The following is an 11696-nucleotide window of genomic DNA, read 5'->3' on the forward strand; positions in this document are numbered from 1 at the left end:
TCAGCCGACAGTGCAGGGGGCGCCGTTGAGCGAGAAACCGGTCGGCGGCGCGTCGCTCGCACTCCACCGCCCCTGGAAGCCGAAGGTCGCGGAGCCGTTCGGCGCGATGACGCGGTTCCAGTCGGCGTTGCGGGCGGTCACGGCGGCGCCGGTCTGGCCGACTGTGGCGTTCCACGCGGTGGTGACGTGCTGGTCCCCCGGGAAGCTGAAGGTGACGATCCAGCCGTCGACCGACGTCGTCCCGGTGTTCTGGACCGTCACCGCGGCCACGAAACCGCCGGGCCACTCGGACTGGTTCCGGTAGGTCACCCGGCAGGTCGAGGGCGGCGGGGGCGGCGGCGTGGACGTCGTCGGCAGTGTGACCGTGTTGGACGCGATCGACACGTTGCCGGCCGCGTCCCGGGCCCGCACGTAGTACAGGTTGCGCAGCGGCGTCGACGGGGGCAGCGGCGCCGTGTACGTGGTGCCCGGCACGGTGGCGACTCGGGTCGAGGTGAACCAGCCGTCGAACCGGTAGACGTCGTACCCGAGCACGCCGGCGTCGTCGGTCGACGGCGACCAGGACAGCGTGGCGGTCGAGGCGGTCACCTCGCCGACTGTGAGGTTCTGCGGCGCGCTCGGCGGGGTGGTGTCCGGGCCGGTGTCGGTCACCGGGGTGACCACCGTCAGCGCGTCGGTGGACGGCGATCGGCGCCCGGACCCGTCCCGGGCCGACACCCGGAACGAGTACTGCCGGCCCGGCTGGATGTAGCCGGTGATCGTGGTGGTGGTGACGTCGCCGAGGCTGATGCCGTAGACCACGTCGTCGAACGCCTGGTAGTAGGTGACGTCGTACCCGGCGACGGGGCAGCAGCCGGGCCTGGCGGCCGTCCAGGTGAGGGTGACCGACGTGGTCCGTACCTGGGTGGCGGTCAGGTTCGTGGGCGCGCTCGGCGGGAACGGCGTGGTGCTGGGCGTGCTGGGCGTCGAGGTGGGCGGCGCCGCCGTCCCGGTCGGCTCCGCGGCGGGCACCGCTGCGCCGCCGGGCGCCGGGGCGACAGCGGGGTACGCGGTGCCGGCGTCCGCCGACGGCGCGACGGTCAGAGCGGCACCGAGCACTGCCGTGGACAGCACGACCGCGGCCGTCAGACCCGGCCGCAGACGGCGGAACAGCAAGGACGAGAAGACGGCAGCCATAGGTCGACAATGCCCGCCATACATCGATGATCGCCAACGTGTCCCACACCTCGGCCGGTGCCACGGCCCCGCAGGCCGCCGCGAGGCGCGACCTCCGCTTCATTCGTCGTTTTGCGCCGCTTATGTCAGCAATCGGTCACAATCGGATAGACAGGGTGAGCCGCTGCGGAACGGCCACCGCACGCACGAAAGGCTGGACGGGAAGCGGCGATGGCCACCTTCGAGTACCGCTGCGCGCAGGACGGCAGCTTCGATGTCGCGATGCCGGTCGGCACCGCGGGCCCGTCGACGAACTGCCCCCGATGCGGGTTCCCGGCGACACGGGTGTTCTCCGCGCCCCGGCTCACCCGCATACCGGCGGCGCTGCGCGAGGCCGTGGACCGGACCGAGCGCAGCGCGGAACAGCCGGAGGTGGTCGGGCGCGTGCCCGGCCGTCGCCCGGCGCGTCACTCGACGAACCCGGCCCACGCCCGCCTGCCCCGATGGTGACCACGAGAAGGGCTCAACGCCGTGCCTGAACTACTGTTCCCCCTCGACTCCACGAAGAGGTTCACCGACCAGGAGAAGGTCGGGCACAACCGCTGGCATCCCGACGTCCCGCCCGTGGCGACGGTACGGCCCGGACAGTCGTTCCGTGTCCACTGCCGCGAGTGGTTCGACGGCGCGATCCACAACGACGACTCCGCCGAGGACATCCGGGACGCTCCGCTGACCCGGGTCCACGCTCTCAGCGGCCCGTTCGCAGTCGAGGGCGCCGAGCCGGGCGACCTGCTCATGGTCGACATCCTCGACATGGGCCCGATCCCGCAGGAGTCCGGTCCGCTGGCCGGCCAGGGCTGGGGTTACACGGGCATCTTCCCCACCGGCAACGGCGGCGGCTTCCTGACCGAGCAATTCCCCGACGCCTACAAGGCGGTCTGGGACTTCACCGGCCACAAGGCCACCTCACGGCACATCCCCGGGGTCTCGTTCACCGGAATCTCCCACCCGGGGCTGATGGGCACCGCCCCGTCCGCGTCGCTGCTGGCGACCTGGAACCAGCGGGAGGGGGCGCTGATCGCCACCGCGCCCGACCGGGTGCCGCCCCTGGCCCTGCCCCCCGAGCCGCAGGACGCGATCCTCGGCAGCCTCACCGGCGCCGACTTCGACCGGGTCGCTGCGGAGGCGGCGCGGACCGCTCCGCCCCGGGAGAACGGCGGGAACCAGGACATCAAGAACTTCACCGTCGGCAGCCGGGTCTTCTACCCGGTGTACGTGACGGGAGCCAACCTGTCCCTCGGCGACCTGCACTTCTCGCAGGGCGACGGGGAGATCACCTTCTGCGGCGCCATCGAGATGGGCGGCTTCGTCGACCTGCACGTAGACCTGATCAAGAACGGCATGCAGACGTACGGCGTCGCCGAGAACACGATCTTCATTCCGGGCGACACCCCGCCGCAGTTCTCCCAGTGGCTGGCCTTCTCCGGGCTCTCGGTCACCCTCGACGGCGAACAGCGGTACCTCGACTCGCAGCTCGCCTACCAGCGCGCCTGCCTGCACGCCATCGACTACCTGACCCGCTTCGGCTACCAGCCGGAACAGGCGTACCTGCTGCTCGGTGCCGCACCCATCGAGGGCCGGCTCTCCGGCGTGGTGGACATCCCCAACTCCTGCGCGACCGTCTACCTGCCCACCGAGATCTTCGACTTCGACATCCGCCCCTCGGCTTCCGGTCCGACCCGGATCGATCCGGGCAAGGGCGCCCCGAAGGCCACCATGCCGTAGGCAGGTGCCCCTGAGGGCCGGCGGATCGGCGACGGGCGGCCGCGCTACGGTTCCCGGACGAGGATCGCGCCCGGCGCGACGAGGAGATGGGACACCTCATGCAGAAGTCATCCCTGACCGCACTGGCCCGCGAGCAGCTGAAGCTCGCGCACGGCTCCTCCAGCGGCCGCAGCAGCTCCACCGTCTACGGCGGTCACGAGCACAGGCTCCGACAGACGCTGATCGCGCTGACCGCCGGGCAGATGCTCAGCGAGCACGAGAATCCCGGCGAGGCCACCGTCCACGTCCTGCACGGCCGGGTCCGGCTCGGCGCCGGCGAGACGTCCTGGGACGGCGCACCCGGCGATCTGCTGATCGTGCCGGACCGCCGGCACACGCTGGAGGCGCTCGAAGACTCAGCGGTGCTGCTCACCGTCGCCAAGCGCTGACGACCGCACGCGTCCTCATCGGGCTTCGATGACGGAGTGGCCCCTGCCGGGCGGTCCGGCCGGGGCCGGGCCGCCCGTCCGCCGGTCAGGCGCGGGTGCGCTGCCGCAACCGGGTCGAGACGATCGCGCCGACCGCCATGAGGACCGCAACGGTCAGGGACGGCAGGGCGTCCGGCCGGCGCAGCAGTTCTTCCGTCAACCCGGCGTTGTCCAGCTGGTGGAGCGTGCCCAGCAGGAGGGTCGGGACGACCGCGATCAGCAGTCGCTGGTCGGCGGTCGCCACCCACAGGAAGGCGGCCACCCCGGCGATCACCATGGCGGCGGCGACGATCCGCGGGACCGCGTCGACCATGCGGAGGCCACCCGCGGGGATCAGATGCAGGGCGAGGATTCCGGCGGTGACCAGGACGGCGTTGGCGCGAGGTGCCGGCGGCACGTCCGCCGGCCGCCGCAGGCCCAGCACGATCAGCGGCGTGGCGACAACCGGCGCCCACCACTGCGGCAGGCCGTTGAGGAACAGGTACGGGGAGATCAGGCTCGGCACCACCGCCCCGGCAACAGCCAGGACGGCGGCGGTGCGGGCACGGCCGGCGACGAGCGCCACCAGCGCCGCGATCAGCACGACCTCGTGGACGCCCTGATTGCGCAGGACGGTCACCGGGTCCGAGAGTCCGCCGTACCGGAACGCCTCGACGATGTCGTCCAGGCCGATGAGGACACCCAGCGCCAGCACCGCCAGGGCGCCGAGGTGGATGCCCTGCCAGAACAGCACGGCAGTGGGACGGGCCGCGGCGCTGCCGCCGTACACCCGCAGGCCGCCCCGGAGGAGCGAGACCGCCTCCCGGGCGCTGGGCCAGCGACGGGTGGTGGGTTCGTCCCCGATCAACGTGTCGATCAGTTCGTCGGCGCGTTCCCGGCGGTAGCCGGCCGGGTAGGCCCGCAGCAGCATGCGGTAACGCCTCTCCAGGACATCGGAACTCATGCTGGTCTGATCCTCACGGTAGAAGGTTGACGGGCACTTGCCTGCGATGCGACCCGGCGCGGCAGGCGGTCCATGACCACCCGGGCGGCCTGGGCGAGCCGGTCGGCCTCCTCGGTGAGTACGCGGCAGCCCTCGTCGGTGAGCCGGTAGTAGCGACGGGCACGCCCGTTGACGATCTCCTCACCGTCGGCGGCGACGAGTTCCTCGCCGAGCAGCCGGTCGATCACCGAGTACAGCGATCCGGCAGCGAGGGTCACCCGCCCGTCGGACAGCTCGGTCACCCTCTTGATCACGGCGTAACCGTGGAGCGGCCCACTGAGCAGGGCAGCGAGGACGAAGTACGACGGTTCCCGTAGCGCGGGACGCGAAGCAGATCCCATGAGCCGAATATACAACCAACTTGAGTATCAGTCCAAGGTGACTGTTCACAGTGGCCATTGCCCAAATCATCTTAATGATTAAGGTAATCGGATGAGCGCATCGACCGACTTCTCAGTAGCGATCGCCGGCGCCGGCCTCTCCGGCCTCTGCCTGGCCCAGTACCTGACGCGCGCCGGCATCGACGTGCACGTCTACGAGCGGGATCCCGGTCCCTTCGTCCGGCGGCAGGGCTACCGGATCATCCTCGACCGGTACGGGCTGGCGGCGCTGCGCGAGAGCCTGCCCCGCCCTCTGTACCGCCTGGCGCTGGCCACCGGCGACGAGCCCGGCGGGCACCTGCGCTTCACCGACAGACGGCTGCGGGACGCCTTCACGATCACCTTCAAGGACGACCCGCACGAGACCCGCCAGGTGGACCGGCTGACCCTGCGGTCGATCCTGCAGTCCGGGCTGGACGGGCGCATCCACTACGGCAGGGCCGCCGTCGCGGTGGACAACGGCGGTCCGGCCGGGCTGCGGCTGCGGTTCTCCGACGGCAGCGCCGCCGCGGCGACAGTCGTGGTGGGCGCGGAGGGCGTCGGCTCGGCGCTGCGCGCGCAGCTCATGCCGGACGCCGACCCGGCGGACACCCCGATGGCGGGCATCTACGGCCGGTCGCCGTTGTGGCGCGACGGCGCAAGCGTCATCCCGGACGCGCTGCGTACCAGCGGAGTCCTGTCCATCGCCGACCGGCCCGGCAGCGCCTTCTTCTTCACCTCAATGCGGTTCGGCGAGAGCCCGCGGGAGGCGTTCTCGCGCCTGGCTCCGGGCAGCTACGCCCCCACCGGCGACGACTACGTCATGTGGGCACTGCTGCTCCGGCGGGACGAGCTGCCTCAAGGCGTCCGCGGGGACCTGCGGGCGCTGTGGCACGTGGCGGCCCGGATGAGCATCGACTTCCACCCGCTCGTCCGGCGGCTGGTCGACACGGCGGAACTGGACGCCACTGTGCTCAACCTGTTCGCCACCGGCCGGCGCCCGCACCGGTGGGCGGTGCCCCGGGCGACGATGATGGGCGATGCCGTACACGTCATGCCGCCGTTCGGCGCTCATGGCGGCAACACCGCGCTGCGCGACGCCGCACTGCTCGGCCACCGGCTGGTCGAGGCCCGGCGGAACGGCACATCCGTGGAGGAGGCGATCGCCGGATACCAGGACGAGATGGTGCCGTACGCCTTCCACGCCGTCGACAACGCCGCGAGGCTGATGCACCGTCTCACCGGTGGCGCCGCCGCACCGCACTGGGTGCTCACCCGCGTGCTACCTCGGCTGCACCGGGTCACAGTGCCGGAGGCATGATTGCCCGCGTGTCCCACGATTCGGCCCGCGCCTCCGCGATCGCCGACCTCATGCGCGCCGGGCGGGAGACGTCGCGGCTGTCCATGGTGTTCCGGTACGCCGTCGCGGAGCGGCTGGGCCTCGCCGTGAGCGACCTGGAGTGCCTCGACTACCTGGCGGACATCGGCTCCGCCACCGCGGGGCAGATCGCCGAGCGGACCAACCTCACCACCGGTGCGGTCACCAGCATGCTCCGCCGGCTCCAGCAGGCCGGCTACGTGACGACCGAGCGCGACCCGGCAGACCGGCGGCGGGTCGTCGTCACCATACGGCCGGAGCGGATCGCCGACCTGGAGCGGCCGTACGAGCGTTTCGCCGAGCGAGCGGAACGGCTCGTCGAGGGCTACAGCGCCGAGGAGGTCAGGCTGCTGGTCCGGCACCACGACCGCCTCCAGGCGATGTACCTCGCCGAGTTGGACCACCTCCGCGACGGCGACACCGCCCAGCGGTCCACCTGAACCGGCGTCTCCTGTCGCTATCCCACGGTCGCCAGGAAGTCCGAGTAGAACAGGCCCAGGCCGGCCGCGACGCAGACACCGGCCACGATCCAGAAGCGGACCACGATGGTGGACTCGCTCCAGCCGGCCAGCTCGAAGTGGTGGTGCATCGGCACCATCCGGAAGACCCGCTTGCCGGTGGTCCGGAACGAGACGATCTGGATCACCCAGGTCGTGGTGATGATGACGAAGAGCCCACCGATCAGGATCGAGAGCAGCGTCGTACGGGTCACCACCGCCAGCCCGCCGATCAGGCCACCCAGCCCGAGCGCGCCCACGTCACCCATGAAGATCCGCGCCGGGGACGTGTTCCACCACAGGAAGCCCACACAGGCACCGGCCGCGGCTGCCGCGATCATGGCGATCTCCAGCGGATCGCGGACCTGGTAGCAGTACTCGTTCACGCGGGCGTACCCGTCGTCGGCGCACCAGTGCCGGTACTGCCAGAAGCCGATCAGCGAGTACGCGCCGAGCACCAGGATCGACGCGCCGGTGGCCAGGCCGTCGAGGCCGTCGGTGAGGTTCACACCGTTGGACATCGCCGTGATCACGAAGATGAAGACCATGACCGCGCCGACCTTGCCGACGTCCAGCCAACTGATGTCGCGGATGAGCGAGATGTGCTCGCTGGCCACGGTCTGGCCGTTGGTGCTGGGCACGTACAGCGCGGCCACGCCGAACCCGCCGCCGACGAGCGCCTGGCCGAGCAGCTTGCCCTTGGCGGACAGCCCGTCGGAGTTGCGCCGGCGCACCTTGAGGAAGTCGTCGAAGAATCCGACCGCGCCGCAGAAGACGAACAACCCGAGCAGCACCAGGGCCGTCATGGTGGGCCCCTCCTGCGCGATCTGCCGTTCGGGCAGGGTGGTCAGGGCGAGATGCCCGGCGACGTACGCGAGGACCGTCGCCACGATGAAGACGACGCCGCCCATCGTGGGCGTACCCTTCTTTCCCTCGTTGCTGGCGAGCCCGATCGACCGGATCGGCTGACCGGCCTTCAGCGCGCTGAAGACGCGAATCGCCACCGGCGTGCCGAACAGGGAGATCACGAACGCGACAGCGGCCGCGACGATGACCGCCCTCACGGACGGCCCTTCACGAAGTCATCGATCACGACACGTGAGCTTGCCATCCGGAGGCGGACGGAGCAGCCCCTGAGCTTCACCACGCCGAAGCTGGCCCGCACGCCGTAGCGTCGACGGCATGAGAACGATTGTGGTGTCGCTCGCGGTGGCCGCGGTGGTGTTGCTCGCGCTCGTCGTCTTCGTCGCCCGGCGCGACCGGTCGAGGCGCCCGTCGGACGAGGACTCGGCTGCGGTCCGCCGGGCCGCCGCCGACCAGCACCGGCACGACGCGCAGCGGCAGGCCACATCGGGTCTCGCGGAGCGGCACCGCAACCCGCCGAGCACGTAGGCGCGACCGGCGCATGCGGTTGCGCGTACAGCCGCTGCTTCTGCCCGCCGGAGAGCCGCCGGAACTGCGCGCCGAGCAGCTCCCGCAGCTTCCCGTTGTCGCGTTGCGGGTCGATGCCGACGATCTCGCCCTGCTCGACGGCGAAGCTGACGCCGTCCACAGCGGTGTGCTCGCCGTAGCGCTTGACGAGGCTGCCCACCTCGATGACTGCCATGGCAGAAGCGTGCCGTCCGAGGTGGTTGATGCCGGGGTCAGCCGAGCCTCGGCGTACTGCCGGCGTGGACGGGTCGACTTACTCGATGGCGGCCAGGCGGGCCGTGGCGCAGGATCACCTGGTGGTCCCACCTGACATGGTTCTCTCCGATCTCCGCGAGGCGTGGCGCCGGGTGCTGGCCGGCAGGCTCCTGGGCCTGTACCTGCACGGCTCGCTGGTGGCAGGCGACTTCGCCGTGAACCGCAGCGACCTCGACCTGCTCGCGGTGCTCACCGACGATCCGGACGAGAAGCTCCTCGACGTACTCGCCGAACTGCATTCCGACCTCGACCGGCGGCACCCGCAGTGGGCCGGCCGGATCGAGGTGGAGTACGTGTCACTGGACGCGGTGCGCGCCGATCCCGGCCGGGACCACGTGATCGCCCGGATCAGTCCCGGGGAGTCGTTGCACCTGTTGCCCGCCACCACCCACCGCGTCGTGACCTGGTCCGCCGTGCACGACCACTGCCGTACGCTGCTGGGACCGCCGGCCGGTGAGCTGCTCCCCGCCGTCGACCCCGGCCTCGTCCGCGCGGCCCTGCTGGACCACGTCCGCGACTGGCCGGCCTGGGTGCTCGAGATGACCCCACCTGGAGCCCAGTCGTACGCGGTGCTCACGCTCTGCCGGGCGTTCCAGCGCCTCCGCAACGGCCGGCAACTGTCCAAGCGGCAGGCCGCCGAGCAGACGATCACCGCCTGCCCTCGATGGGCGGACCTCATCGCCTGGGCGCGCGACTGGTGGTACGACTCCGGCCAGGACACCGATCCCGGCCGGTTCGACGAGGTCCGGGCATTCGTGACCGAACTCAGCGCCGCCATCCTGGCCCCGACCGATGGTGGGCAGTGGCGCGAGCTGGACTGCGACGCCGCGACGAAGCAGGCGAGCTAGACGGCCTCCACGGCGATCAGGGCCATCCCGGCCAGGAACGCCGACCTAACCGCTGCCGGCAAAGGGTGAGACCTTCCGTCGAGGGTCGTGGACTCGTGGCAGGGCGCCGCTAGTCGAGCCGGGCCAGTTCCTCGGGGGACAGGCGCAGCGCCCCGGCGGCCAGGTTCTCGACCAGATGGTCGGGGTCGCCCGTACCGGGGATGGCCAGCATGTGCGGCCCGCGGCTGAGGGTCCACGCGATGCGCACCTGCGCCGGCGTCGCCCCGTGCGCCCGGGCGACGGCCGCCACCGCCTCGTTGCCGGCCACGCCACCTGCCTCACGTCCGTCGCCGGCGATCGCGAAGAACGGCACGAAGGCGACGCCCTGCTCCCCGCAGGTGCGCACGAGCTGGTCGTGCACACGTCGGGTGTCGACGCCGTACGGGTTCTGCACGCAGACCACCGGGGCGATCGCCTGTGCCTGCGCGAGGTGCTGCGGACGGATGTTCGACAGGCCGAGATGCCGGATGAGCCCGGCGTCCCGCAGGTCGGCCAGCGCGCCGAAGTGCTCCGCGACCGACTCCAGCCCGTTCTGGCGCAGGTTGACGACGTCCAGGTGGTCACGGCCCAGCTGGCGCAGGTTCTCCTCGACCTGTCCGCGCAGTTGGTCGGGCCGGGCCAGCGGCAGCCACTCGCCGGAGGGGTCGCGGCCCGGCCCGACCTTCGTGGTGATGACCAGTTCGCCGGCGTACGGCGAGAGCGCCGTATTGATCAGCTCGTTGGCCGACCGCAGTGGCGAGAAGTAGAACGCCGCCGTGTCGATGTGGTTGACGCCGAGCTCGACCGCCCGGCGCAGCACGCCGATGACGCGTTCGCGGTCGCTCGCCACACCGCGGTTGCCGGTCAGGCGCATCGCGCCGAATCCGATCCGGTTGACGGTCAGGTCGCCGAGCGTCCAGGTGCCTGCGGACGCCGCAGTAATCATGTTGGGCACCGGGCGAACCTAGCCATCCCCGCTGACCTGCACAGGCGGTCATCCGCCCGATACCGGTTCCCGGAGATCGCTGTTAGGTTATCTACAGTGAACGACGATGATTTTCCCACGGGGAACGGCGGCGCGGATCTCGCCGGGGTCGAGGGCTTACGCGCCGCTGAACGGCGTCTTCAACGTGCCCAGCTGTCCTCCGACGTCGCGGAGTTGGATCGGCTGATCGACGACCGCCTCGTGTTCACCGGGCCTGACGGCCGTCTCTACTCCAAGCAGGACGACCTGCACGCGCACCGATCCGGCCAGCAGACGATGACCCGGGTCGACGAGGAGGACCTGGCCGTGCTCGCCGTCGGCGGCACCGGGGTGACGTGGTTCCTCGGCACGCTGGAAGGCACCCTTGCCGGCGAGCCGTTCGTCGCCCGGGTCCGCTACACGCGCACATGGATCCTCGACGAGGACGAGGGGTGGCGCCTGCTCGCGGCACACGTCGGTCCGGCCGGCTGAGACACCCTCGCGCACGGTCCCGTGGTGCCGGGCTGCCGTCAGATCGCGGCGAGCGCCTTGGTGATGTTCCACTCGGCCAGGTCCAGCATCCACTTCCGATCCGGAAAGTCGGTGTCCGCGATCCGCAGTGGCCCTTCGATCAAGGACAACGTCTGCGCGTATCGGTAGAGCGCCAGCCGGTGGGGGTCGAGAGCGACCGGGCGCAGCGCCGGGTATGTCTCGCCGAAACGCATTTGCAGCCAGGCGTGGTCCCATTCGACGTCGAAGTACGTCAGCCCCTCAAAATCGATCATGACGGCCTCACCGGCCGGTGTGACGAGCACGTGATCCGGGCCGAGTTCACCGTGCACCAGCCCGTACTCCTCGCGTGGGGTGACCGCGCTCCTGAGGTGGCGTACGTGGGCGGCGACCCGGTGGTGGGCATCGGCCAGCCGGGCGTCGCGGGCCGCTGCCGCGTCGAGGTGGCCGAGCGCGCGGTCGACGATCACGTCCTCGGTGCGTCGCGCCTGTGATGCCTCACCTCGGGCGATGGCCGCGACCTTTCCGTAGTGCGGCCCGAAGGCCGTGTGCATGCGGCGCAGGGCGTCACCGAGCGCGGACAGCGGCGTGACGGCAGCGGCCGGATCGTGTTCCACCAACGCCTCCAGCCGCAGCGCGCCCGCGTCCTCGACAAGCGCGATGTCGGCGTCGAGGTGACGGCCGTCCCGGTCGATCATCAACAGATGCGGGACACGCACTCCTGCCCCGGTGAGCGCCGCGTGGGCGGCGGCGAAGAGATCCGCGCCCGACGCATCAGTGAACGGGTCGTCCGGGACCGCCGGCGACGGCGGCCAGTAGTTCTCGCCCGCGGCCCACACGTACAGCATCACGGTTGTCCGGTCGTCCAGCCGAAGCCGGTAGACGCCCTTCTTGGTGCCGCCCGTCAGCCGGTCCAGGGCAGCGAGCCGCCGGTCCGAGCCGAACTGGTCCGACACCAGGTCGTGCAGGTCATCCGGTTGCAGGAATGTCCGCGTCATGGCCGCCTCTCGTCGGACCGAAGCGGCCAGGCTGCCAGGCCGGGCACCG

At 71.0% G+C, this 11696-nt stretch carries 15 protein-coding genes; 9 read left to right on the forward strand and 6 right to left on the reverse strand.

Going from position 1 to position 11696, the window contains the following annotated elements:
* On the reverse strand, positions 1–1176 hold the full coding sequence (locus IF06_RS0111590) for a cellulose binding domain-containing protein (RefSeq protein ID WP_030270889.1): 1176 nt from the start codon (positions 1174–1176) through the stop codon (positions 1–3).
* Between the two features lie 210 nt (positions 1177–1386).
* On the opposite strand from IF06_RS0111590, the gene IF06_RS0111595 reads away from it, so the two are divergent.
* The 3 genes from IF06_RS0111595 to IF06_RS0111605 all read left to right on the forward strand — a co-directional run bounded on the left by IF06_RS0111595 (position 1387) and on the right by IF06_RS0111605 (position 3368).
* On the forward strand, positions 1387–1665 hold the full coding sequence (locus IF06_RS0111595; protein WP_013285115.1) for an FmdB family zinc ribbon protein: 279 nt from the start codon (positions 1387–1389) through the stop codon (positions 1663–1665).
* A gap of 21 nt (positions 1666–1686) precedes the next feature.
* On the forward strand, positions 1687–2940 hold the full coding sequence (gene fmdA / locus IF06_RS0111600) for a formamidase (RefSeq protein ID WP_013285114.1): 1254 nt from the start codon (positions 1687–1689) through the stop codon (positions 2938–2940).
* Positions 2941–3038: 98 nt separating this feature from the next.
* Complete coding sequence (locus IF06_RS0111605) at positions 3039–3368, forward strand: cupin domain-containing protein (RefSeq protein WP_013285113.1); 330 nt, start codon at positions 3039–3041, stop codon at positions 3366–3368.
* 85 nt (positions 3369–3453) lie between these two features.
* Here IF06_RS0111605 and IF06_RS0111610 read toward each other — a convergent pair whose 3' ends face one another.
* The gene (locus IF06_RS0111610) at positions 3454–4350 is read right to left on the reverse strand and encodes a hypothetical protein (protein ID WP_030270892.1); all 897 of its coding nucleotides are present in this window, start codon (positions 4348–4350) and stop codon (positions 3454–3456) included.
* Positions 4347–4730, reverse strand: coding sequence for a PadR family transcriptional regulator (locus tag IF06_RS0111615; RefSeq protein WP_030270894.1), 384 nt, complete (start codon positions 4728–4730; stop codon positions 4347–4349). Before IF06_RS0111615 ends, IF06_RS0111610 begins: the two co-directional genes overlap by 4 nt.
* Positions 4731–4821: 91 nt before the next feature.
* Here IF06_RS0111615 and IF06_RS0111620 point away from each other — a divergent pair, with 91 nt between their 5' ends.
* On the forward strand, positions 4822–6069 hold the full coding sequence (locus IF06_RS0111620) for an FAD-dependent oxidoreductase (protein ID WP_030270897.1): 1248 nt from the start codon (positions 4822–4824) through the stop codon (positions 6067–6069).
* A gap of 8 nt (positions 6070–6077) precedes the next feature.
* Positions 6078–6566 carry a MarR family transcriptional regulator gene (locus tag IF06_RS0111625; protein WP_232236664.1) on the forward strand — a complete coding sequence of 163 codons (489 nt, stop codon included), beginning with the start codon at positions 6078–6080 and terminating at the stop codon, positions 6564–6566.
* Positions 6567–6583: 17 nt separating this feature from the next.
* Here the strand turns inward: IF06_RS0111625 and mraY are convergent, their stop codons facing one another.
* Positions 6584–7687 (reverse strand): phospho-N-acetylmuramoyl-pentapeptide-transferase, encoded by a 1104-nt coding sequence (gene mraY / locus IF06_RS0111630; protein ID WP_030270901.1) that lies wholly within the window; start codon positions 7685–7687, stop codon positions 6584–6586.
* 118 nt (positions 7688–7805) lie between these two features.
* Between mraY and IF06_RS0111635 the strand changes: the two genes are divergently transcribed.
* The 3 genes from IF06_RS0111635 to IF06_RS0111640 are packed head-to-tail and all read left to right on the forward strand — an operon-like array spanning position 7806 to position 9157.
* Entirely contained in the window at positions 7806–8015 is a 210-nt protein-coding gene (locus tag IF06_RS0111635; RefSeq protein WP_013285106.1) for a hypothetical protein, read from the forward strand.
* Between the two features lie 13 nt (positions 8016–8028).
* Complete coding sequence (locus IF06_RS34850) at positions 8029–8364, forward strand: hypothetical protein (RefSeq protein ID WP_157551486.1); 336 nt, start codon at positions 8029–8031, stop codon at positions 8362–8364.
* Complete coding sequence (locus IF06_RS0111640) at positions 8351–9157, forward strand: aminoglycoside adenylyltransferase domain-containing protein (RefSeq protein WP_030270904.1); 807 nt, start codon at positions 8351–8353, stop codon at positions 9155–9157. The genes IF06_RS34850 and IF06_RS0111640 overlap by 14 nt, the downstream gene beginning before the upstream one ends.
* A 109-nt stretch (positions 9158–9266) precedes the next feature.
* Here IF06_RS0111640 and IF06_RS0111645 read toward each other — a convergent pair whose 3' ends face one another.
* Entirely contained in the window at positions 9267–10121 is an 855-nt protein-coding gene (locus IF06_RS0111645) for an aldo/keto reductase (protein ID WP_013474614.1), read from the reverse strand.
* A 96-nt stretch (positions 10122–10217) separates the two neighbouring features.
* Here IF06_RS0111645 and IF06_RS0111650 point away from each other — a divergent pair, with 96 nt between their 5' ends.
* Positions 10218–10631 carry a nuclear transport factor 2 family protein gene (locus IF06_RS0111650; protein ID WP_013474613.1) on the forward strand — a complete coding sequence of 138 codons (414 nt, stop codon included), beginning with the start codon at positions 10218–10220 and terminating at the stop codon, positions 10629–10631.
* Positions 10632–10669: 38 nt separating this feature from the next.
* Here IF06_RS0111650 and IF06_RS0111655 read toward each other — a convergent pair whose 3' ends face one another.
* The gene (locus IF06_RS0111655) at positions 10670–11647 is read right to left on the reverse strand and encodes a phosphotransferase family protein (protein WP_030270906.1); all 978 of its coding nucleotides are present in this window, start codon (positions 11645–11647) and stop codon (positions 10670–10672) included.
* Between the last annotated feature and the right edge of the window lie 49 nt (positions 11648–11696).

Origin of the sequence: Micromonospora globosa, from assembly GCF_000717585.1 — a bacterium.
Taxonomy (GTDB): Bacteria; Actinomycetota; Actinomycetes; order Mycobacteriales; family Micromonosporaceae; genus Micromonospora; species Micromonospora aurantiaca.

What these genes read in the sequence shown, in the direction of transcription:
- IF06_RS0111590 (WP_030270889.1), bottom strand. Translation starts at nt 1,176, where the DNA reads ATGGCTGCCGTCTTCTCGTCCTTGCTGTTCCGCCGTCTGCGGCCGGGT.
- IF06_RS0111595 (WP_013285115.1), top strand. Translation starts at nt 1,387, where the DNA reads ATGGCCACCTTCGAGTACCGCTGCGCGCAGGACGGCAGCTTCGATGTC.
- IF06_RS0111605 (WP_013285113.1), top strand. Translation starts at nt 3,039, where the DNA reads ATGCAGAAGTCATCCCTGACCGCACTGGCCCGCGAGCAGCTGAAGCTC.
- IF06_RS0111610 (WP_030270892.1), bottom strand. Translation starts at nt 4,350, where the DNA reads ATGAGTTCCGATGTCCTGGAGAGGCGTTACCGCATGCTGCTGCGGGCC.
- IF06_RS0111615 (WP_030270894.1), bottom strand. Translation starts at nt 4,730, where the DNA reads ATGGGATCTGCTTCGCGTCCCGCGCTACGGGAACCGTCGTACTTCGTC.
- IF06_RS0111620 (WP_030270897.1), top strand. Translation starts at nt 4,822, where the DNA reads ATGAGCGCATCGACCGACTTCTCAGTAGCGATCGCCGGCGCCGGCCTC.
- IF06_RS0111635 (WP_013285106.1), top strand. Translation starts at nt 7,806, where the DNA reads ATGAGAACGATTGTGGTGTCGCTCGCGGTGGCCGCGGTGGTGTTGCTC.
- IF06_RS34850 (WP_157551486.1), top strand. Translation starts at nt 8,029, where the DNA reads ATGCGGTTGCGCGTACAGCCGCTGCTTCTGCCCGCCGGAGAGCCGCCG.
- IF06_RS0111645 (WP_013474614.1), bottom strand. Translation starts at nt 10,121, where the DNA reads ATGATTACTGCGGCGTCCGCAGGCACCTGGACGCTCGGCGACCTGACC.
- IF06_RS0111655 (WP_030270906.1), bottom strand. Translation starts at nt 11,647, where the DNA reads ATGACGCGGACATTCCTGCAACCGGATGACCTGCACGACCTGGTGTCG.